This window comes from Burkholderia sp. S-53 (genome assembly GCF_025560745.1).
Lineage (GTDB): Bacteria > Pseudomonadota > Gammaproteobacteria > Burkholderiales > Burkholderiaceae > Burkholderia > Burkholderia pyrrocinia.
Window position 1 is genome coordinate 963,063 of the sequence record NZ_CP090483.1, and the last position, 20,936, is coordinate 983,998.

Annotated in this window: 23 protein-coding genes; 12 read left to right on the forward strand and 11 right to left on the reverse strand. The window is 68.3% G+C overall.

Going from position 1 to position 20,936, the window contains the following annotated elements; translation table 11 throughout:
- Positions 1 to 349: 349 nt before the first annotated feature.
- Positions 350 to 694 (forward strand): cupin domain-containing protein, encoded by a 345-nt coding sequence (locus tag LXM88_RS09490; RefSeq protein ID WP_176049364.1) that lies wholly within the window; start codon positions 350 to 352, stop codon positions 692 to 694.
- A 282-nt stretch (positions 695 to 976) separates the two neighbouring features.
- A complete protein-coding gene (locus tag LXM88_RS09495) occupies positions 977 to 2,143 on the forward strand; it encodes an enolase C-terminal domain-like protein (protein WP_262541619.1) in 1,167 nt (388 codons plus the stop codon).
- A 3-nt stretch (positions 2,144 to 2,146) separates the two neighbouring features.
- Here LXM88_RS09495 and LXM88_RS09500 read toward each other — a convergent pair whose 3' ends face one another.
- Together LXM88_RS09500 and LXM88_RS09505 are read right to left on the reverse strand one after the other, a co-directional pair.
- Positions 2,147 to 2,773: a LysE/ArgO family amino acid transporter gene (locus tag LXM88_RS09500; RefSeq protein ID WP_262541620.1), complete on the reverse strand. Its 627-nt coding sequence runs from the start codon at positions 2,771 to 2,773 to the stop codon at positions 2,147 to 2,149.
- Positions 2,774 to 2,874: 101 nt separating this feature from the next.
- Entirely contained in the window at positions 2,875 to 3,804 is a 930-nt protein-coding gene (locus LXM88_RS09505) for a LysR substrate-binding domain-containing protein (RefSeq protein WP_262541621.1), read from the reverse strand.
- 170 nt (positions 3,805 to 3,974) lie between these two features.
- Between LXM88_RS09505 and LXM88_RS09510 the strand changes: the two genes are divergently transcribed.
- The 3 genes from LXM88_RS09510 (at position 3,975) to scpB (ending at position 7,388) form a co-directional block, all read left to right on the forward strand.
- Positions 3,975 to 5,297: an MFS transporter gene (locus LXM88_RS09510; protein ID WP_262541622.1), complete on the forward strand. Its 1,323-nt coding sequence runs from the start codon at positions 3,975 to 3,977 to the stop codon at positions 5,295 to 5,297.
- A 61-nt stretch (positions 5,298 to 5,358) separates the two neighbouring features.
- Entirely contained in the window at positions 5,359 to 6,582 is a 1,224-nt protein-coding gene (locus LXM88_RS09515) for a CaiB/BaiF CoA transferase family protein (protein ID WP_262541623.1), read from the forward strand.
- Positions 6,579 to 7,388 carry a methylmalonyl-CoA decarboxylase gene (scpB, locus tag LXM88_RS09520; protein ID WP_262541624.1) on the forward strand — a complete coding sequence of 270 codons (810 nt, stop codon included), beginning with the start codon at positions 6,579 to 6,581 and terminating at the stop codon, positions 7,386 to 7,388. Before LXM88_RS09515 ends, scpB begins: the two co-directional genes overlap by 4 nt.
- Positions 7,389 to 7,433: 45 nt before the next feature.
- Here scpB and LXM88_RS09525 read toward each other — a convergent pair whose 3' ends face one another.
- From LXM88_RS09525 to LXM88_RS09535, 3 genes are all read right to left on the reverse strand, one after another.
- On the reverse strand, positions 7,434 to 7,976 hold the full coding sequence (locus LXM88_RS09525; protein WP_262541625.1) for a chromate transporter: 543 nt from the start codon (positions 7,974 to 7,976) through the stop codon (positions 7,434 to 7,436).
- Positions 7,973 to 8,584 (reverse strand): chromate transporter, encoded by a 612-nt coding sequence (locus LXM88_RS09530; RefSeq protein ID WP_262541626.1) that lies wholly within the window; start codon positions 8,582 to 8,584, stop codon positions 7,973 to 7,975. The genes LXM88_RS09525 and LXM88_RS09530 overlap by 4 nt, the downstream gene beginning before the upstream one ends.
- Before the next feature lie 154 nt (positions 8,585 to 8,738).
- Positions 8,739 to 9,494: a DeoR/GlpR family DNA-binding transcription regulator gene (locus LXM88_RS09535; protein WP_096472667.1), complete on the reverse strand. Its 756-nt coding sequence runs from the start codon at positions 9,492 to 9,494 to the stop codon at positions 8,739 to 8,741.
- Positions 9,495 to 9,575: 81 nt separating this feature from the next.
- Here LXM88_RS09535 and LXM88_RS09540 point away from each other — a divergent pair, with 81 nt between their 5' ends.
- The 3 genes from LXM88_RS09540 to LXM88_RS09550 all read left to right on the forward strand — a co-directional run bounded on the left by LXM88_RS09540 (position 9,576) and on the right by LXM88_RS09550 (position 11,631).
- Positions 9,576 to 10,175, forward strand: a complete 600-nt coding sequence (locus LXM88_RS09540; protein WP_262541627.1) for an NUDIX domain-containing protein — start codon at positions 9,576 to 9,578, stop codon at positions 10,173 to 10,175.
- Positions 10,172 to 10,552: a DUF4406 domain-containing protein gene (locus LXM88_RS09545; protein WP_262541628.1), complete on the forward strand. Its 381-nt coding sequence runs from the start codon at positions 10,172 to 10,174 to the stop codon at positions 10,550 to 10,552. Before LXM88_RS09540 ends, LXM88_RS09545 begins: the two co-directional genes overlap by 4 nt.
- A 212-nt stretch (positions 10,553 to 10,764) precedes the next feature.
- Positions 10,765 to 11,631, forward strand: a complete 867-nt coding sequence (locus tag LXM88_RS09550; RefSeq protein WP_262541629.1) for an SIR2 family NAD-dependent protein deacylase — start codon at positions 10,765 to 10,767, stop codon at positions 11,629 to 11,631.
- 36 nt (positions 11,632 to 11,667) lie between these two features.
- Here LXM88_RS09550 and LXM88_RS09555 read toward each other — a convergent pair whose 3' ends face one another.
- Complete coding sequence (locus tag LXM88_RS09555) at positions 11,668 to 12,879, reverse strand: S53 family peptidase (protein ID WP_262541630.1); 1,212 nt, start codon at positions 12,877 to 12,879, stop codon at positions 11,668 to 11,670.
- Positions 12,880 to 13,293: 414 nt separating this feature from the next.
- Between LXM88_RS09555 and crcB the strand changes: the two genes are divergently transcribed.
- Complete coding sequence (crcB, locus tag LXM88_RS09560; RefSeq protein ID WP_174379676.1) at positions 13,294 to 13,680, forward strand: fluoride efflux transporter CrcB; 387 nt, start codon at positions 13,294 to 13,296, stop codon at positions 13,678 to 13,680.
- 23 nt (positions 13,681 to 13,703) lie between these two features.
- Positions 13,704 to 14,054, forward strand: a complete 351-nt coding sequence (locus LXM88_RS09565) for a DUF190 domain-containing protein (protein ID WP_262541631.1) — start codon at positions 13,704 to 13,706, stop codon at positions 14,052 to 14,054.
- 39 nt (positions 14,055 to 14,093) lie between these two features.
- Here LXM88_RS09565 and LXM88_RS09570 read toward each other — a convergent pair whose 3' ends face one another.
- The 3 genes from LXM88_RS09570 to LXM88_RS09580 all read right to left on the reverse strand — a co-directional run bounded on the left by LXM88_RS09570 (position 14,094) and on the right by LXM88_RS09580 (position 15,902).
- Entirely contained in the window at positions 14,094 to 14,657 is a 564-nt protein-coding gene (locus LXM88_RS09570) for a YggT family protein (protein WP_262541632.1), read from the reverse strand.
- A 75-nt stretch (positions 14,658 to 14,732) separates the two neighbouring features.
- Positions 14,733 to 15,662: a Rossmann-like and DUF2520 domain-containing protein gene (locus LXM88_RS09575; protein WP_262541633.1), complete on the reverse strand. Its 930-nt coding sequence runs from the start codon at positions 15,660 to 15,662 to the stop codon at positions 14,733 to 14,735.
- 93 nt (positions 15,663 to 15,755) lie between these two features.
- Positions 15,756 to 15,902, reverse strand: coding sequence for a hypothetical protein (locus LXM88_RS09580; RefSeq protein WP_262541634.1), 147 nt, complete (start codon positions 15,900 to 15,902; stop codon positions 15,756 to 15,758).
- A 275-nt stretch (positions 15,903 to 16,177) separates the two neighbouring features.
- Between LXM88_RS09580 and LXM88_RS09585 the strand changes: the two genes are divergently transcribed.
- The gene (locus LXM88_RS09585) at positions 16,178 to 16,489 is read left to right on the forward strand and encodes a hypothetical protein (RefSeq protein ID WP_262541636.1); all 312 of its coding nucleotides are present in this window, start codon (positions 16,178 to 16,180) and stop codon (positions 16,487 to 16,489) included.
- Between the two features lie 117 nt (positions 16,490 to 16,606).
- On the opposite strand, the gene LXM88_RS09590 is transcribed toward LXM88_RS09585, so the two are convergent.
- Together LXM88_RS09590 and LXM88_RS09595 are read right to left on the reverse strand one after the other, a co-directional pair.
- A complete protein-coding gene (locus LXM88_RS09590; protein WP_262541637.1) occupies positions 16,607 to 17,275 on the reverse strand; it encodes a LysE family translocator in 669 nt (222 codons plus the stop codon).
- Positions 17,276 to 17,333: 58 nt separating this feature from the next.
- Complete coding sequence (locus LXM88_RS09595; RefSeq protein WP_262541638.1) at positions 17,334 to 18,890, reverse strand: UbiD family decarboxylase; 1,557 nt, start codon at positions 18,888 to 18,890, stop codon at positions 17,334 to 17,336.
- A 596-nt stretch (positions 18,891 to 19,486) separates the two neighbouring features.
- Between LXM88_RS09595 and LXM88_RS09600 the strand changes: the two genes are divergently transcribed.
- Positions 19,487 to 20,596: a lytic transglycosylase domain-containing protein gene (locus tag LXM88_RS09600; protein ID WP_262541640.1), complete on the forward strand. Its 1,110-nt coding sequence runs from the start codon at positions 19,487 to 19,489 to the stop codon at positions 20,594 to 20,596.
- The last annotated feature ends 340 nt before the right edge of the window (positions 20,597 to 20,936 follow it).

Genomic DNA, 20,936 nt, shown 5'->3' on the forward strand with positions numbered 1-20,936 from the left:
GCTTCGCGACTTGGTCATGAAGTGCCTGATGACCTATTTCCTGCCCCATCCGTCTCCACGCGTGTCTTCGTCCGTTGGCAGCGATCTGGCAAGTGAAGTTGTTTGGGGGGCTGGCAAACGGCTTTGAGTTCCCGACGGTGGCCCGTCCGACGCGCCGGCCGCGCGAGCGGGCCGACCGTAACGTGAGGTGGTACCGTAGCGCCAACGCCGAACGAAACGCGCCAGCCGTGCGCTTGCCCGCAGGCCGGTGTCGAAAATAGACGAGTCGGCGTCGGAAGCATACAAGTCCCGGCAACGCTTTCGCACTAACGTGACAAGCCTCTTACACGAACGTTAGTTTGGAGCTGACATGTCCGATTTCATCACCGTTTTGCGCGAAACCTGCCCGACTCCCGTCCTTGACGCGACCAAGTGGAAGCGCATCGGCGGCGATCCGCACACCGTGAACCTCAACGCGTACCTCTCCAAGGACGGCAGCAAGATCATGGGCACCTGGATCTGCACGCCGGGCAAGTTCGAGGTGAACTACGAGAAATGGGAGTACTGCCACTTCCTCGATGGCTACTGCATCATCACACCGGAAGGTGAGAAATCGGTGCACCTGAAAGCCGGTGATGTGTTCGTGATCGAACCCGGCATGAAAGGGACGTGGGAAGTGGTGGAGACGGTGCGCAAGTACTTCGTCTTCGCCTGAGCGGACCGGTAGATTCGAGCCACGCTTGTCTTACGCCCGACACCCGCCCGGTTCACGGAGCAGGGAGGCAAACAGGGGATTCCGGCTCAATAAAACCCGATCCGGTTCGAAAACAGCTCGCCGAGCGTGGTCGCACGCTAGGCCGGCTTTGCCGCCCCGCGCGATCGCGCGGGTGCCGGCAAGCCATCGCGCAAGCGCCTATGATGCGGCGATCAGCCAGTCGTGCCGGCCGCCGTGCGTGCATGGCCTGCGAACACCGAATGTTTTCCCGGAACCCCGACCATGCGCATCACCGCGATCCACGAGCAAGCGATTCCCGTCTCCCGCTATGCAGATCCGGCGATTCCATCCGGCGGCCCGACGACGAGTGTTGTTGCAGTCGTGACCGACGTCGTGCGCGATGGCCACCCGGTGACGGGCTACGGCTACGCATCGATCGGTCGCTTCGCGCAGGGTGGCCTGATCCGCGAACGGTTCGCGCCGCGCCTGCTGGCCGCCGCCGACACACTCGCAGACGAAGCCGGCACGAACCTCGACCCGTTCCGCGCATGGCGCGCGATGATGGCCGGCGAAAAGCCCGGCGGACACGGCGAACGCTGCGTCGCAGTCGGCACGCTCGACATGGCGATCTGGGACGCTGCCGCGAAAATTGCCGACCTGCCGCTGAATCGCTTTCTGGCCGACCGGCTTGGACGCACGGCAGCACCACGCGTCCGTGTATACGCGGGCGGCGGCTACCGCTATCCGCATGACGATTTAGCGCGCCTGTCCGACGAGATGCGCCGTATCGTCGATCTCGGCTACGCGCACGCGAAGATCAAGATCGGCGGCACGGATCTCGATCAGGATCGACGCCGCATCGAAGTCGCTGCCGCGCACCTTGCGGGTAGTTCACGTCTCGCGGTCGACGCGATGAACACGTACGACGCGACGACGGTCGGCGCGGCCGCCGAGATGCTCGCACCGTTCGACCTCTGGTGGTTCGAGGACGTGTGCGACCCGCTCGACCTGCCGCTCCAGGCAGACCTCGCCACACGATACGCACCACCGATCGCGGCCGGCGAAGCATTGTTCTCGCTCGCCGAAGCAAAGCTGCTCGACCGTTACGGCGGGCTGCGTAACGACCGCGACGTGCGCGTGTTCGATCCCGTGCATTGCTACGGACTGCCGGGCTATCTGCAGATCGTCGATCACTTCGTGTCGCGCGGCTGGCGGTGCGATGCGTTCTGGCCGCATGGCGGTCATCTGTTTTCGCTACACGTCGTCGCGGCGCTCGGTCTCGGTGGTGCGGAAGTCAGTCCGTTCGCGTTCCGTCCGTTCAGCGGGCTGGCCGATGGCGAAACCGTCGACGCCGGATACGCGCGCGTGCCGCAGGCGCCGGGCATCGGTTTCGAACTGCATGCCAACGCGCACGAAGTATTCCGCGCGGTATCGGTACCGGGCCGTTGACGCCTAAAGCGCGTCGATCGCGAAACGCACCGCGAAGCCGAGCATCATCACCGCGACGAAAAAATCGAGCACACGCCATGCGAGCACACGTGCGAACCACGCGCGGCACGCACGCGCGCCATAGGCGAGCATCAGGAACCACGCGAGCGAAGCGGTCATCGCGCCGATCGCAAACGGCATGCGTGCGGCGGGCGTGTGGCTCACGATCACGGTGCCGAGCAGCAGCACGGTGTCGATCCACGCATACGGATTGAGCAGCGAGGCGGCGGCGGTCGCGAGCACCGTGCGCGACAGCGTGGGCTCGCGGCCTGCGGGTGAACCGTCGACGTGCTCCGGCTGCTGCCGCAGGATCGCCGAGCGCAGCGCGAGCAGGCCATAACCGGCGAGATACGCGATGCCGGCCCATAACGCCGTGGACACCACGCCGGGATGCCGCGACAGCAGTGCCGACAGCCCCTGCGCGCCGAGCGCGATCAGCAGCGCGTCGCTACCTGCGCAGACGAGGGCAATGGAGAGCAGATGAGGGCTCGAGATCGAGCGCTTGATGACGAAGGCGTCCTTGGGGCCGACCGACGTGAACAGGCCGGCGCCAAGCAGCAGGCCTTCGATGAAGGCGGAGGTGTCGAGCACGAGCGGGCCGACAACCTCTTAAGCTGAACCGGTGATGGTTACGATGGCAGCAACGTTAAGGGGCGCCGGGGCGCGTTGTCAATGTCCCCGCGCCGCGCCGGTCACGCGTGGCCGGGATGACCGTCCGCCCACTCGGGCCGCCGCCCGAGCGCGTCGAACAACCGCACGATCTCGGCCTTCACCTTCTGCACCGCATTGCTGACGAGCGCCGTATCGTGCCAGCACAGCGACAGGTCGCGCGCGAACAGCCGGTGCGCGACCGTCGACAGCTTGAGCTTGCGTTCCTCGATCTCGACGTGCGCGGCCGTCCACGGCAGGATCGTCACGCCGAGCTGCGCCATCACGGCCGCGAACAGCAGCCCGGTCGAGCTTGCCTCGAAGCTGATCTCGTACGACAGCCCGGCCTCGCGCATCGCCCAGTCGACGCGATTGCGGATCGTGTTCGGCGCGCTCGGCAGCACGAGCGGCATCCGCGCGATCGCGTCGAGCGGTACGGGATCGTCCGGCACCGGAAACCCGGGCCACGTGATCAGGTACAGCGTTTCCGTCAGCAGCCGGTGGATCGCGATGCCGCGCGTGTCGACCGCGTCGACGACGATCGCGAGATCGAGCCGCGCGCGTTCGAGCAGCGTGTCGAGATCGGCGCTCGGCGCGTCGATCAGCTCCAGCATGATGCCCGGATAGCGGTCGCGCACCGCGCGTGCGAGCGGAATCGCCAGCACGCGCGCGGTGCTCGACGGCATGCCGACCGTCACGCGGCCCTGCGGCGTATCGGCGTCGCGGCGCAGCAGCTCGCGCGTGCCGTCGGCCTGGCGCAGCAGCTCGAGCGCGTGCTGGTACAGCGTGCGGCCGGCGGCGGTCGGCGCGACGCCGCGCACGCTCCGTTCGAGCAACTGCATCCCGAGATCCTGTTCGAGATTGCGCATCTGCTGGCTCACCGCGGGTTGCGCGACATGCAGCGCCTCGCTCGCGTGCGTGACGTTGCCGCATTCGACGACCTTCACGAAATAGCGCAACTGTCTCAAGTCCATCGCCGCCGTCTCCCGATTCAAGCCATAAGCCAATCCGATCGATCGAGATGAATATCATATTTTTCGGCGATCGATGGTGTTTCTATACTCGTCACACAAAAGAGCCAGCCTGCCGGCCATCCCGGACCGGACGCGGCAACAGTGCCGGCACCGCCGGCAAGGAGACGAAGATGTTCAAGGCGATCGACGCGCCGGCGGCCGGCGCGAAGCCGCGGCGCACGCCGCTCACGCGCGACCAGGTCAAGGGCTTCTGGGCCGTGTACGCGGGCTGGGTGCTCGACGGCGTGGATTCGGTGATCTACGCGCTCGTGCTGATTCCCGCGCTGACCGAACTGCTGCCGGCGTCCGGCATCGCGGCGACGCCCGCGAATCTCGGCATGTACGGCTCGATCCTGTTCGCGCTGTTCCTGATCGGCTGGGGGCTGTCGTTCATCTGGGGGCCGCTCGCCGACCGTTTCGGCCGCGTGCGCACGCTCGCCGCGAGCATCCTGATCTATTCGGTGTTCACCGGCGCGGCCGCGTTCGTGCACGACGTGTGGGCGCTGGCCGCGTGCCGGCTGATCGCCGGGATCGGCGTCGGCGGCGAATGGGCGCTCGCGGGCACCTACGTCGCCGAGAGCTGGCCGGAAGACCGCCGCAAGATGGGCGCCGGCTACCTGCAGACGGGCTACTACTTCGGCTTCTTCATCGCGGCCTGCCTGAACTACACGATCGGCGCGACCTACGGCTGGCGCGCGATGTTCCTGTGCGGGCTCGCTCCCGCGCTGCTCGCGGTGTTCACCGTGATGCGCGTGAAGGAGCCGGGGCAGTGGCGCCGGCACGACGCGCGCGACGGCGACGTGGCCGACGCGCGGCGCGCACATCCGCTGCGCGAGATCTTCGCGCCGGCGTTCCGGCGCCGTACGCTGACGAGCGCGAGCCTCGTCGGCGTCGCGATTGTCGGGCTGTGGGCCGGCTCCGTCTACGAGGCGAGTGCAGTCACCACGCTGGCGGCGCGTGCGGGCATCGACCACATCGGCGCGCTGCGGCTCGCGTCGGTCGGCGCGGCGATCCTGTCGTGCGCGACGATCGCCGGCTGCCTGGTCGCGCCGTGGCTGTCGGAACGGCTCGGCCGGCGCGCGGCACTCGGCGTCTATTTCGCGGGGATGGCCGGTGCGATCGTGTTCGCGTTCGGCTGGGCGTTCTACCAGCCGAACGGGCTCACGGCGTTCATGGTGTCGCTCGCGTTCCTCGGCTTCTTCGGCGGAAACTTCGCGATCTTCTCGCTGTGGCTGCCCGAGCAGTACCCGACGCGGGTGCGGGCGACCGCGTTCGCGTTCAACGCGTCGGTCGGCCGCTTCATCGGCGCGGGCGTGAACTTCCTGCTCGGCGCGGCGATTCACGGCTACGGTTCGCTAGGCGTGCCGGTTGCATGGACCGCGGCCGTGTTCGTGCTCGGCATGCTGATCCTGCCGTTCGCGGTCGAAACGCGCCACCAGACGCTGCCCGAATGAGCGGCGCGCCGCGATCGTTCGGAAACACGCAACACCCAGTCATCAATATCAGGAGTCCGGAATGCAGGCATTACAAGGAATCAGGGTCGTCGACCTGAGTCGCGCGCTGTCGGGGCCGTTCTGCTCGATGGTGCTCGCCGATCTCGGCGCCGACGTGATCAAGGTCGAGTCGGGGCCGAACGGCGACATGAGCCGCGCATGGGGGCCGTTCGATCGCGGCGTGAGCACGTACTACCTGTCCTGCAACCGCAACAAACGCGGCATCTGCGTGGATTTCCGGCAGCCGGCCGGCCTCGACGTCGTGCGGCGGCTGATCGCGCAGGCCGACGTCGTGATCGAGAATTTCAAGGCCGGCACGATGGACGCGATGGGGCTCGGCTATGCCGCGCTGAGCGCGCGCGATCCGCGGCTCGTGATGGGCAGCGTCACCGCGTTCGGCCCGCGCGGCCCGTTGCGCGACTGGCCGGGTTTCGACCAGATCGCGCAGGGCTACGCGGGGCTGATGAGCGTCACCGGCTTTCCGGATGGCGAGCCGACTCGCACGGGCACCGCGATCGGCGATCTCAGCTCGGGGATGTGGGTAGCGACCGGCGTGATGGCCGCGCTGTTCGAGCGCGAACGCACGGGGCGCGGGCAGCATGTCGGCACATCGCTGCTCGAAAGCCTCGTCGCGCTGCTGAGCGTGCACGGGCAACGCTACCTGAGCCTCGGCGACGTGCCGCGCCGCACCGGCAATGCGCATGCGGTGATCGCGCCGTACGGCGTGTTCGAAACGGCCGACGGGCCGCTCAACCTCGCGCCGATCACGACCGACATGTGGCTGCGGCTGTGCCGGTTGCTGGACCTGCCCGAGTTGCCGAACGATCCGCGCTTCGCGACCAACGATGCGCGCGTCGCGCACCGCGACGCGCTGAAGGCGCTGCTCGAAAGCCGGCTGCGCACGCGCGGCAAGCGCGAATGGACGCAGCGTTTCGTCGAGGCCGGATTGCCGGCCGGCCCGATCAATACGCTCGACGAAGTGTTCGACGATCCGCAGCTCGCGCACTGCGGGCTGGTCGAACCAGTCACGCATCCGACGCTCGGGACGCTGCGTCAGGTCGTCACGCCGCTCGGCGGGATGGGCGAAGCGGTGCCGGCGCCGCGCACGCGCCATGCGCCGCCGCTGCTCGGCGAGCACACGGTCGACGTGCTGCGCGAAGCGGGTTACGGCGACGACGCGATCGACGCGCTGCTGGCCGAGCGCGCGATCTTCCAGGCGGAAGCCGTGGCGGAGGCCGTGCAATGACCGACACGACGAAACACGATGTGCCGTCGACCGTGACGGTCGACATGATCGGCGAGCGGATCGCGCGCGTGCGGTTCGCGAATCCGGCGCGGCGGCATGCGCTCGACGCGCCGTTGCTCGATGCGCTGGTCGCGCGCCTGGATGAACTTGCCGCGTTGGGGCCGCCGCCCGTCGTGATCCTGTCGAACGACGGCAGCGGCGACGTGTGGAGCGCGGGGCACGACCTGCGCGAACTGGCCGACGACCGCGATCCGCTCGCTTACGACAAGCCGCTCGAACGTGCGCTGCGGCGCGTGCGGACCTATCCGGGCGCGGTGATCGCGGCGGTGGCGGGGTCGGCGTGGGGCGGGGCGGTCGATCTCGTGATGAGCTGCGACCTCGTCGTCGCGGCGCGCGACGCACGCTTCGCGATGACGCCCGCGAACATCGGGCTGCCGTATTCGACGAGCGGCCTGCTGCGCTTCTACGACAACCTGCCGATCCACGTGCTGAAGGAACTGTTCTTCTGCGCGCAGCCGCTCGACGCGGAGCGCGCCGCGCATCACGGGCTGGTGAACCGGCTGGCGGAGGCGGGCGATGTCGACGAAACGGCGCTCGACGCCGCGCGCACGATTGCCGCGAAGGCGCCGCTCGCGGTTCAAGCCGTGAAGGAGCAGTTGCGCGTGCTGCAGGACGCGCGGCCGTTGCCGGTCGACGCGTTCGAACGGATCGTCGAGCTGCGCCGGCAAGCATGCGAAGGCGTGGATTTCGACGAAGGGCTGCGGGCGTTTGCGGAGCGGCGCGCGCCGGTGTTTCGCGGCGTCTAGATGTCCAGATGTATCAGCGGCGTTGCGGCGCGACGGCGGTGTGAGTTACACGCCGCCGATCGCATGCACGCCGACGAGCAGCAGCGCACCCACCGCGATCAGCAGCAGCGCGTGAATGCGCGAATACATCACGCACAGCGTCGATGCGACCGCGATCGCGCGTGCGGGCCAGCCGCCGTCGAGCGCCTGCAGCAGCACCCACACCGACGCGACGATCATGCCGGCCGCGACCGGACGCAGGCCGGCTTCGAGCGCGATCTGCCAGCGCGCGCCCTGGTGCCGCCGCCACAGATGCGCGATGCCGTAGATCAGGAACGCGGTCGGGCCGAACAGCGCGAGCGTCGCGATCACCGCGCCCCAGAAGCCGGCGACCTGCCAGCCGATCAGCGTGGCCAGCAGCGAGCCGGGGCCCGGCGCCATCCGCGCGATCGCGAAGTCGTTCACGAACTGCGTGGCCGTCATCCAGTGATGCACGTCGACGACCTGCCGCTGGATGTCGGCGATGATCGCCTGCCCGCCGCCGATCGTCGCGATCGACAGCGGCGCGAACACGCCGAACAGCGCGGCGTAGCGGTGCGATGCGGTCATTGCGCGTCGCTCCTGGCCGGTGCCGCGGCCGCGCGGCGGTATTCGAGCGCGACGCTCAACGTGCCGCCGATCAGCACGGTCCATACGAGCGGCCAGTGGAGCACCGCCACCGACGCGAAGGTGAGCGTCGCCACCGTGAACGGCAAAGCGCGGCGCGGCAGCCGGCGCACGGCCGTGATCGCCATCGAGATCGACAGCCCGATCGCCGCGGCGGCCGCGCCGGCGAGCGCGACATGCGTGAGCGGGAAGCGTGTGAGGGTCGAGAACGCGACGCCGAACAGCACGATCAGCACGGCCGGCGGCGCGATGATGCCGGTGAAGCCGGCCACCGCGCCGCGCCATCCGGCGAGCCGGTAGCCGATCCAGATCGCGAGGTTCTTCACGTTGACGCCCGGCAGCGCCTGCGACAGCGCGAGGCCGTTGAGGAACGCCTCTTCGTCGAGCCAGCGCCGCTCGTACACGAAGTCGCGCATCATTCGCCCGCTCAGCCCGCCGCCGAAACTGGTCAGGCCGATCTGCGCGAATACCACGAACAGCGCGAGGATGCCGGGCGGCGGCGCATTGCCTGCGGGCGGCGCAGGCGTGGTGGTGGTCAAGGACGGGGGCATCGGGCGGGCGGTGCGTGGCGATCGGGCGGGCGCCCATGTTAGCAAGCGGTGCCTGTCAGCACGCTGACATCGATGCGGCGCCGGCGTGCTGAAAGCCCGCCGCCGATTCGACCGGCACGATCCTTCGCGCACCGGACGGCCCGAACCGGCGCCGCTATGCGCGCACGACCGTCACGCCCGCCGCCTCGATCGGCTTCGTCAGCGCGGCTTCGGTTTCCTTCTCGACCACGACCGTCTGTGCCAGCGTGATGTCGCCGATCACGAACTGCGACGCCGCGCGCAGTTTCGACTGCGACGCGAGCACGACCGTCTCGGCCGCGCGTTCGGCCAGCGCGCGCTTGATCGCCGCTTCCTCGAAGTCGCCGGTGCTCAGCCCCGCGACCGGATGCACGCCCGTGACGCCCATGAAGTACAGGTCCGCATGGATGCGTGCGATGCCTTCCATCGCCGCGGCGCCGACCGCGACGATCGAATGCTTGTAGAGCCGCCCGCCGATCAGGATCACGTCGATCGACGGATGCGCGGCCAGCGCGACGGCGACGCTCGGGCTGTGCGTGACGATCGTCGCGCGCAGGTCGGCCGGCAACTGGCTGACGAGCAGCGCCGACGTCGTGCCGCCGTCGACGATCGCCACTTGCCCGGGCGCGATCATCTCCGCGGCCCGCCGTGCGATGCGGCGTTTTTCCGCCGTTTCGAGCGCCTCGCGCTGCGCGAACGGCGCGACGGCCGGCGACGCCGGGAGCGCGCCGCCATGCACGCGCTGCAGCAGGCCTTCGGCCGCCAGCTCGCGCAGGTCGCGGCGGATCGTGTCTTCGGACACGCCGAATTGCGCGCTCAGCTCGACGGCCAGCACCTGGCCGTCGCGTGCGAGCGCGTCGAGGATCGCTTTCTTGCGTTGCGTCGTCAGCATCGTGATTGCACGAAATTTCTTGAAGTTGCACGAATATGCACGTTACCATGGGCGCCGTCTTTTGTCGAATGGGAGGCTGCGATGGCTGCAACGCGGGACCGCGTGCGCATCGTCGATACGACGGTGCTGTCCGATGACTGGTATGTGCTGAAGAAGGTGACGTTCGATTTCCTGCGCCGCGACGGAACGTGGCAGCGCCTGAGCCGCGAGACCTACGATCGCGGCAACGGCGCGACCATCCTGCTGCGCAATGCCGGCACGGGCGACGTGCTGCTGACGCGGCAGTTCCGGATGCCGGCGTTCGTCAGCGGGCATGATGGCATGCTGCTCGAAGCGGCCGCCGGCCTGCTCGACGACGCGACGCCCGAAGCCCGCATCCGTGCGGAGGCCGAGGAGGAGACCGGCTATCGCGTGCGCGGCGTGCGCAAGGTGTTCGAGGCGTTCATGAGCCCGGGTTCCGTGACGGAGAAGCTGCATTTCTTCGTCGGCGAATACGATGCGTCGCTGCGCACCGGCGACGGCGGCGGCGTCGCGGAAGAAGGCGAGGATCTCGAGGTCGTCGAGATGCCGCTGCAGGCGGCGCTGGACGCGATCGAGCGCGGCGAGATCGTCGACGCGAAGACGATCATGCTGCTGCAGTACGTCGCGCTGCGGGAAACCGCCGGCGCGCGCGCGACGTGACGCCGCTGCTCGTGCTGGTCGCCGGCCCCTATCGCAGCGGCACGGATGGCGACCCCGCGCGCATCGCCGCGAACCTGCACCGGCTGGAAGCGGCGGCGCTCGCCGTGTATCGCCGCGGGCATGTGCCGATGATCGGCGAGTGGGTGTCGCTGCCGCTCGCGGTCGCGGCCGGGTCGCGACAGGTCGGCGACGAAATCAGCGAGGCGTTCCTGTATCCGGCCGCGCACCGGCTGCTGCGGCGCTGCGATGCCGTGTGGCGGATCGACGGCGCGTCGCGCGGCGCGGACGCGGATGTGAGTCTCGCGCGGCAGATCGGCAAGCCGGTCTTTTTCGCGATCGACGAGATTCCGGTCGTGCAAGACGATTCGGATAGCTGAGCAGGCGGGGAGGTGTCGGGGCGCAACTTCACTGGCGCCTTCCCGCATCGGCCAACGTCGGCTTCGGCCGCAGCGGGACAAGCGCGGTGCCACGTGGAATCGTGACAGCATGATCGCGTCATGCCGATGCTTCGCGCATGCGGCGCGGCGCCCGAACCGGCGTATGATCGCGACGCCACCCGCGCACCGTTCGACGTTACCGCCGCCCTGTCATGCCGTTCCCCGATTCCGCCGACTCCACCGTTGCCGCCGCGCAGCTTCCCGCCGATCTCGTCGCTGCCGCCGTTGACGCGCTCGCGCGCGCCGACGCGTTGCTCGTGACGGCCGGCGCAGGCATCGGCGTCGATTCCGGGTTGCCCGATTTCCGCGGTACGGACGGCTTCTGGCGCGCCTACCCGGCGCTGCGCCACGAGCGTTTCGAATTCCACGAGATCGCATCGCCGCACGCGTTTCGTGCGCGTGCGCAACTCGCGTGGGGGTTCTACGGACACCGTCTCGCGCTCTACCGCGCGACGGTGCCGCATGCAGGCTTCGCGATCCTGCGCCGCTGGATCGACGCGATGCCGAACGGCGGCTTCGTGCTGACGAGCAACGTCGACGGCCAGTTCCAGAAAGCCGGTTTCGATCCGGCGCGAATCGTCGAGATCCACGGCTCGATTCATGCGATGCAGTGCCTGCGGCCATGCTCGGACGACACGTGGGATGCGGCGCCGTTCGTGCCGGACGTCGACGAAGCCACCTGCCGGCTGGTCGGCGAAGCGCCGCGCTGTCCGCACTGCGGCGGCCTTGCGCGGCCGAACATCCTGATGTTCGGCGATACCGGCTGGCTCGGGGCGCGCTACGACGCGCAGGAACGTGCGCTGGAAGACTGGATCGCGCAGGCCGGGCGCGTCGCCGTGGTCGAGATCGGCGCGGGCACCGCGATTCCGACCGTGCGTCTGCTGAGCGAACGGCTCGGCGCCGATGTGATCCGCATCAACGCGCGCGAAGCGCATGCGCGCCGCGCGGACGTGATCGGATTGAAGGGCGGTGCGCTGGCGACGCTGACTGCGCTCGACCGCACGTGGCGCGGCGGCTGACGCCACGCCACGAGCCGGCCGGCGACGGCCGCGCGGTTACGGCCGGCCGACGAGCGCCTGCACGAGCGACGGCGCGAGCGGCGAACCGAGACCCGTCACGTAGTCGTAGCCGCCCGCTGCGTTGCAGACGCTGCCGCAACTGCCGTTGGACCCGGTCGTCACGTCGTGAAAGTCGGTTCCGTACGCGGATTTCCCGACCGTATAGAGCGAGTCGTAGGTGCCGCTCAACCTGCTCTTGCCGGCCGCCGCGCGCAGCGAATTCGCGATCGCGACGAGCGCCGACCATTGCGGTGCGCCCGCGCTCGTGCCGCCGACCTGGAACCAGCCCGCCTGCCCCTGATAGGTGACCGAGTCGTACACCGCGAAGCCGCTGGACGGATTCGCGTCATAGCTGACATCGGGCACGCCGCGCTTGCCGGCGACCGGAACCGGCCACCCGGCCTGGCCGGCCGGCTCGGCCTCGACGGTGCTCACGCCGCCGCCGCTGCCGCTCCACGCCGTCTCGCCGACGTAGTTGCCGTACGTATCGGTGGACAACGTCGTGCCGCCCACTGCGACCACGTAAGGCGACGCGGCCGGGTATTCGGTCCCGGCGCCGCTGTCGCCCGACGACGCGACGAACGTGACGCCCGCGACGTTGAAGTGGCTGTCGAAGCCGGTCTCGCTGCTGAACTCGCTGCCGCCGAAACTCATCGACACGACCGACGCGCCGCGCTTGACCGCGACGTCGACCGCCGCCAGCAGGTCGTTGAAGCTGGCCGACGCGGCCTCGACGAGCATGATCTTCGCCTTCGGCGCGATCGCGTGCACCCATTCGACGTCGAGCGACATCTCGAGCGCCCAGCCCGAATCGGTCTTGGGCCGTGTGCCGCGCGCGTACACCTTGGTGAAGCAGCCGTTCGACGACGTGCAGGCCGGCAGCGAGAACGCGTTGCTGAACACGCCGAGATCGGCCTCGATCTTCGGGTCGTCGTACGCATCGACGATCGCGACGACCATCCCGTCGCCCTGGTTGGCGATCGTGTCGAACCCGTACGCGTGTCGGGTGAGCGCGGGCGTGAGGCCGGATACCGTGGCCGTGCTCGCGCGCGGCTTCGTGTGGAACGGCGGGCGCGCGAAGCCTTTCGGCGCGCGGTTGCCTTCGACGTAGGACGGCGGTCCGTTGCCGTCGGCGAGCGCGACACCCGATGCGAGCAGCGACGCGCACAGCGCCGGAATCAACATGGCTGACAGGCGGATATTGTTCATTTTTCGAGTCTCCATGTCGATGGAGTGGGTTGGCGAAACCAGTTTACAAAATCGGCGAAGTCAATTGGATGGAATATCGGCCGGATACGGGAATGTCTGATAAGGGAAACTACGCGGAAGCCCCGTGGAATTTGGGGTTTTCCGGGTTTCCATACGGCGAACGAAGCTGCTTTTCCGATTTTTTAAAGGCTGATAAATAATCGATCGATTTTGAATCAATTCGTAATGACCTGCGTAATGCGCCGGAAAATATCGAGTACGGCGGACTCGCGGGATTAATGAAATGCGTCACGCCCGTGCGACACGATCCGGCGCACGATGGCCCGCTCCGCCGGCATTGCCGCCGCGGCGCGATTCCGCATACAGTTCAGCGTAGCCGCATCCGCCACGCGGCGTCGTCAGCGAGGAGTGCCCTTGTTCTATTCGATCGTCGCGATCTTCGTCGGCGCCGGGCTCGGCGCGTTGCTGCGCTGGTTCCTGAGCCTCGCGCTCAACGAATTCTTTCCCGCCGTGCCGCTCGGCACGCTCGCCGCGAACCTGATCGGCGGCTACGTGATCGGCATTGCCGCCGTCGTGTTCACGGCCCGCGTCGGGCTGCCGCCCGAGTGGCGGCTGTTCGTGATCACGGGCTTCCTCGGCGGCCTCACGACGTTCTCGACCTATTCGGTCGAAGTGATGACCCATGCGCTCGAGGGCGAATTCGGATGGGCGTTTGCGGTGGCTGCCCTACACTTGACTGGATCGTTCGCGCTGACGGCGCTCGGCATGTGGACCGCGCGCGCGTGGCTCGCGGCGGCCTGAGCGGGCCGCCATCGGAGGGAGCGATGGACAGGATCTTCTTGCGCTTCTACCTGCACGAGCAGCACCGGCTGCACTGGAAGCCGCTGTGGGAATGGCTGCTGGAAGAGGCGAACCGGATGGGCGTCGCGGGCGGTTCCGCGTTTCGCGCGATGGCCGGCTTCGGCCAGCATCGCGTGCTGCACGAGGACCGCTTCTTCGAACTGCAGGGTTCGCTCGCGATCGAGGTCGAATTCATCGTCACCGAGGACGAAGCGCAGCGTTTGCTCGAACGGCTGTCGCACGAGAAAGTGCGCGTGTGCTACGCGATGATTCCGGCGCGCTTCGGCGTGATCGACACGCTCGGCACACCGCCGGCGCAGGGGCCGGCGGCGTAGGGCCTGTTTCCGTTATCAGCGTGGACAGGCCCTGGGGCGTCAGATGCCGAACATCGTCAGCGACACGGCGGCGCGCGTGACGATCATCAGCAGCACCTGCACGATCACGAACAGCAGGATCGGCGACAGATCGATGCCGCCGAGGTTCGGGATGATTCGGCGCAGCGGGTTCAGGAACGGCGCGGTGAGCTGGAACAGGATCGGCATCGCCGGCGAGCGCGGGTTGAGCCACGACAGCAGCGCCATCAGGATCGTCATCCAGATCACGAGGTTGAGCGCCCACTTCACGACGGTGAGCAGCGCGACCACGACGAGTGTCGGGATCGCCGCGGCCGGATCGAAGCCGGCCATCACGACCATCAGCACGACGTAGACGAGCGCGGTAAGCAGCGCGGCGACGATGCTGGCCCAGTCGATGCCGCGCACGCCCGCGATCACGCGGCGCAGCGGCAGCACCAGCCAGTTGGTCGCCTGCAGCACGGCCTGCGTGACGGGGTTGTACGGCGGCACGCGGACGGCCTGCATCCAGACGCGCAGGATCAGCGCGGCGCCGAACAGCGTGAAGACGGTATTGAGCAGAAAACGGGCGATCTCGCCGAACATCGTTGGCATCCTTTTTATACGGTCAGTAGCGTGCGGCCGCCAACGCCGGATGGCGGCGCATCGGCCGACACCTTATCACGCCTCGTCTCGCGACGGGGAGGGGGGCGCGGCCGTGCGCGCGAGCGACGTTTCGACGGCTTCGGCGAGCGCCGGCAGCGACGCCGGCGGCACCGCACGCTTCGCCGCGAGCGCGACCGCGCGGCGCGTCATCAACGCGTACAGCGTCGCGTGATCGCCGCCGCGCGCTTCGAGCAGCGCGAGCTGGCGTTCGACGATGCCCGTATCGCCGCGCGACACGGGGCCGGCGAGCGCATTCGCGAGCCCCTTGTCGCGTGCGGTCTCGATCGTGCCGGCGAGCATCGGCAGCAGCGCGCGCAGCGCGGCATCCTCGTCGAACCCGAGGCCGCGCCACAGCTCGACCGCTTCCGACAGCCCGCACAGCGCGAAGCTCGCCGCATAGTGTGCGGCCGCGTGATAGAGCATCCGGCCGCCGGCCGGAATCGACAGCGGATGGCAGCCGAGTGCGGCGGCAAGTCGCATCAGCGTCGCATGCAGTGCGCCGTCGGCTTCGATCGTGACCGAGCAGCCGTCGATGCGCGTGAGGTCGGCGTCGGTGCCGCCGAACAGGTAGAGCGGATGGAAGCCGCCGGTGGCCGTGCCTTGCCGTTGCGCCGGATCGAGCAGCGCGACCGCCGACGCGCCGCTGCAGTGGACGACCGCCTGAGCGGCGGCGCGCGATGCGTCGAAGCGGAGCGCCGCGGCGGTCGACGCGAGATGGTCGTCGGGGACCGTCAGGAAGATCAGGTCGGCGGCGTCGGCGACCTGCTGCGGCGTGTCGACGGCCTGGCAGCCGTCGATGCGCGCGGCAAGGGCCGCGGCCGATTCGGGCGTGCGGCTCGCGATCGCGGCGACGGGAAAGCCGGCCTGCGCGAAGCGCTGCGCGACGCAGCGCGCGAGGCGGCCGGCGCCGATGAAGCCGAGACGGGGTGTGTCGGGGAGAGGCATGGCAGCGGATGTAAGCGAAAACGAAGCAGTTGCCAGTATCGCAGGAATAAAAGCACGTTCGCGGACGGTCGATTGCCGCGCGGACGCAGGGCGTCATGACCGGTATGCGGAGCGATCCACGCGCGCATTTGCGTCCGCCATGGCGGTCGAATCGCGATCGTCGAATCCGACCCCGCAACGCATGGCGCGGGCGTTCATCTTGATTTGTCGGTGTCTTGTTTCAAATTTGTAATCGTTCATTACGTACGCGTGCCCGCCGCACATGCCATATCCGGTAAGACTGACCGGCCGTCGCGTTGCGACCCGACTCGTCGGACGGAATCGCGCGACCTGCAAGGGTCGCCGCAAGCTCCGGAAGCCACGCCCCACGGCGGCTCCGGCCGCGTGCGATTGCAATTTGCAACAAATGCGAAACACGCGAGGGGTGGGTTTTCGCTACATTGCTTCCATGCGACGTGCATGCCCGCCGTTGCCGACAGGAGCGCATAAAATACCGCTCCAGCAGGAGAATCGAAGTGAAAAAGCTCATTCCGTTCATCGCCGCCGCCGCGCTGGGCCTGGGTGCCGCAAGCGCCGCGCAGGCTCACGTGTCGATCGGGGTCGGCATCGGTATCCCGGTCGCGCCCGCGTATCCGGTTTATGCACCGCCGCCGCCCGTGTACTACGCGCCGCCGCCTCCGCCCGTCTACTACGCACCGGCACCGGCCTACTATGCGCCGCCGCCCGCGGTGGTCGTCGGCGGCTATGGCGGTTACGGCGGTTACTACGGCCGTCCGTACTGGCGTCATGGTTACGGCTGGGGCCATCACGGCTACTGGCGTCGCTGATCCGTCCCGCGCGGCCTGACCGCGCGTGGCAAAACGGCGCACCGTCCCGCGAGGGGCGCTGCGCCGTTTTTCTTTGGGGCTGCCGCTCGACGCGCGGCCCGTGCAGGTCGGCTTCGCTTACACCGCGTGCGCGATCAGGTCGCGGTAGCCGCCGACGATCACGCTGTACGAGAAATACGCGAACAGCAGTGCCGACGCGATGTGGCACGCCCGCATCAGCCCGGCGCCCGCGCGCTTGCGACCCTGGGTCGCGAGCGTGCACATGAAGAGCGTCCACGCGAGGCCGCCGAGGAAGAAGCCCGACAGGAACACCGACGCGGTGGCCGGCGTGGTCGCGCCGGCTTTCGCGATCAGCGCGCCGCCGACCGCCGCGAACCACAGGATCGCGCTCGGCGACGACATCGCAAGCAGCATCCCGCGCAGGAAACTGCGCCGCGCGCTCGCCCGCGGCGGCGGCGCCTCGTCCACGTCGTCGTCGGCCGCGCTGGCCGGCGCCAGCGCTTCGCGCGTCATCTTCCACGTGAGGAACAGCAGCACGGCGCCGCCGCCGATCCACACGATCCACCGCACGGCCTCGAACTGCAGCAGCACGGCCATCCCCGCGAGCGCGAGCGCCGCGTAGAGGAGGTCGCCGACGCACGAGCCGACGCCGAGCCAGAAGCCCGGCCGGAAGCCGTGCGACAGCGTCAGCGACAGCATCGCGACGTTCACGAGGCCGATGTCGAGACACAGCGACAGCGACAGAAAGAAGCCGTCGGACAGCATCGAGGCGGGGGGAAAGTTCATCTGCGTCGTTCGTGTGGTGGGTGCGATGCACGGGCCGGCGCGCGCCGGCCGTGCGGCCTCAGAGTCCGATCTCCTGCCAGAGCCGGTCGACGCGCGCCTTCACGGCTGCATCCATCTCGATCGGGCGGCCCCATTCGCGGTTCGTCTCGCCGGGCCACTTGTTGGTCGCGTCGAGCCCCATCTTCGAGCCGAGACCGGCGACCGGCGACGCGAAGTCGAGATAGTCGATCGGCGTGCTGTCGACCATCACGGTGTCGCGCACGGGGTCGACGCGCGTCGTGATCGCCCAGATCACTTCCTTCCAGTCGCGGATATTCACGTCCTCGTCGACGACCACGATGAACTTCGTATACATGAACTGCCGCAGGAAGCTCCACACGCCGAACATCACGCGCTTCGCGTGGCCCGCGTAGCTCTTCTTCATCTGGACGATGGCCATCCGGTAGCTGCAGCCTTCGGGCGGCAGGTAGAAGTCGGTGATCTCCGCGAACTGCTTCTGCAGCAGCGGCACGAACACCTCGTTGAGCGCGACGCCGAGCACCGCGGGCTCGTCGGGCGGTTTGCCCGTGTAGGTCGAGTGGTAGATCGCGTCGCGCCGCATCGTGATGCGCTCGACGGTGAATACCGGGAACCACTCCTGCTCGTTGTAATAGCCGGTGTGGTCGCCGTACGGCCCTTCGAGCGCGTGCTCGTACGCGGCGGACGCGTTGCCGGCCGGACGCGGCGGCGCGCCGGCCGGAGCGGGGGCAGGGGTGCCGTCCTGCGGATGGATGAAGCCTTCCAGCACGATCTCCGCGCGCGCGGGCACCTGCAGCGTGTCGACGCCGGGCGTCAGGCACTTCGCGAGCTCCGTGCGGCTGCCGCGCAGCAGGCCGGCGAACTGGTATTCGGACAGCGAATCGGGCACGGGCGTCACCGCGCCGAGCGTCGTGGCCGGATCGGCGCCGAGCACGACCGCGACCGGATACGGCTTGCCGGGGTTCTGCAGCGCGAATTCGCGGAAGTCGAGCGCGCCGCCGCGATGCGCGAGCCAGCGCATGATCAGCTTGTTGCGGCCGATCAGTTGCTGACGGTAGATACCGAGGTTCTGGCGCGACTTGTTTGGCCCGCGCGTGACCGTCAGGCCCCACGTGACGAGCGGCCCCGCATCGCCGGGCCAGCAGGTCTGGATCGGCAGCTTGTTCAGGTCGACGTCGGCGCCTTCCCAGACGATCTCCTGGCATGGCGGCGACGACACCGACTTCGGCGCCATGTCCCATACGGCCTTCGCGAGCGACAGCAGCTTGCCGGCGTCCTTCAGGCTCTTCGGCGGGTCGGGTTCCTTCAGCGCGGACAGCAGGCGGCCGAGATCGCGCAGCGAACCGAGCGCGGCGTCGTCGCCCGCATCGACGCCCATCCCGAGCGCGACGCGGCGCGGCGTGCCGAACAGGTTGCCGAGCACGGGAAACGCATGGCCGGTCGGTGCGTTGAACAGCAGCGCAGGGCCGCCGGCGCGCAGCACGCGGTCGCACAGCTCGGTCATTTCGAGCACGGGCGACACGGGTTGCGTGACGCGCCGCAGTTCGCCGAGCGCCTCGAGGCGCTGGATGAAATCGCGTAAGTCTTTGTATTTCATGAAGAAGGTCCGGGCCGCCCGCATGGCGGGCGACGGTAGGCGGGCGCAGCGGCCGGCTGCGGCCCCGAATCGACCGACGATTTTACCCGGCCCGCCGCACGGACGCCCGGCCGAGAAAAAAGTCGGCCGCGCGCAAACCCCCTACGGCACGGGGCCTCCGATCTGAAGGCCGGCTTTAAATTACTTTTTGTTATAATTTCGAGGTTTTATAGTGTTGACGATCTATAAAACCCTGCTAGAATCCGCTCACATTGGCTGCAGGGTAAAAGGCTTCGAGCCGCCAATCACCGATCTTTGACGCAGCGCGTCACCGTCCGCCGAATCCTGCACGGCGTATTCGACGGCCTTAGTCGTAGTCCCGACCAGCGCTACCAGACGCTGGTTTTTTGCGTGGGTGCCACCGCGTATGCCCGTCTCGCCCACTGTGCGAAGGCGTCGGCCTTCTTACACCGTGGCCTCGAACGGTACTTATACCGTTTCCCCGATGCTTGCACGTCCCAACCAAGGCGTGCGGCGTCGTGATTCCGCGGCGCGTATTCTGTCTCGCCATCGAGCTGAGCGAGCCGCACGAGTCATGTTCATGGGAGATGATCTGAATGAACGCTTGGTTATCGTGGCGTCCCACTGAGCAGCATGCGCAAATCGTGCGCAACATGCTGCGTCGCGGGACGCGTGTCAGTCACCATCTATTCAGCGTTGTCGGCTGTCTCGCTGTCGCGGTTGCACTTGCACTGTGGCTGCTGCCAACCGTCCGCGGCACGCTTGCCGCGAAGCTGATGCCGGTCGTCTCCGCGGCCGTGCAGGCCGGGCCGGCCCGTCTGCTGTCCGGTCATCCGCTGCCGAACTTCGCGCCTGCCGGCGCGCAGCCGCAGCAGGAAGAGAGCCCCGAAACGGACGCGCTCGCGGTCGGCCTCGACGTCGCACCGGAAGCCGCCGCGCAGGGCGATGCGTCCGATCCGGCCCGCAACGGCCCGTCGCCCGTCGCGCTTGCGAAACTGATTCCGACCCAGCGGGTGGCAGCCGAGGCGCGCGACGACCGTGCGCTCGCGTCGAACCGCGAACAGGCGCTCGTCGCGACCTACCTGTCGCGCCGCTACCGTGTCGCCCAGGAGCCGGTCGGCCAGCTCGTGAAGGCCGCGTTCCAGACCGGCCGTGACGTCGGCCTCGATCCGCTGCTGCTGCTGTCCGTGATGGCGATCGAGTCGGGCTTCAACCCGTACGCCGAAAGCGGCGTCGGCGCGAAGGGCCTGATGCAGGTCATGTCGAAGGTCCATTCCGACAAGTTCGAGTATTTCGGCGGCACCGATACTGCACTGCAGCCGCTCGCGAACCTCCAGGTCGGCGCGCTCGTGCTGAAGGACTGCATCGCCCGCGGCGGCTCGCTGGCGAACGGCCTGCGCCTGTACAACGGCTCGACGAACCCCGACGACACCGCATACGGTTCGAAGGTGATGGCCGAGCGCGGCCGGCTGCGCGACGTGTCGCATGGCCGCAGCGTGCCGGTCAACGCGCCGCAGGCGCCGGCGAAGCCGATCGTGACGGCCGCGGCCGTCACGGCGGCTGGCGGCGCGAAGCGCGTGCATGCGACGCTCGAAACCGCGGCGTCGGCGAAGACGGCCGCGCCGAAGGAAACGTCGCCGCAGGACGACGCAAGCGTCGATACCGCGAAGCAATCGCACGGTGGCCATTCGGAGCTCGGCGCATAACGTAGCGCACGGTTCCGGCCGGCAGGAAATCGAAAAGGCCCTCGCTTCATGCGAGGGCCTTTGTTTTTGTGCGCCCAGCATGGGCGCACTCCTGCGGGTGCAAGTCCCGCCATAAGCTGATCACGGCAAATGAAGTGAAGCGCAACTGCATGAGGGCGACCGAGTGTGGGGAGGAAGCGTGGAGCGTAAATCGCGAGCCGATGGACAAGAACTGCATAGAAGGCGCTGCCGAGCAGGGCGAGCGGGCAAGAGACCGCGAAGCTCTCGTGATCAAGACGAGGCGGCGTAAATGCAGCGGTTGTGCGATGAAGGAGTGCGTTCTTACCTGGGGAGATCTCGC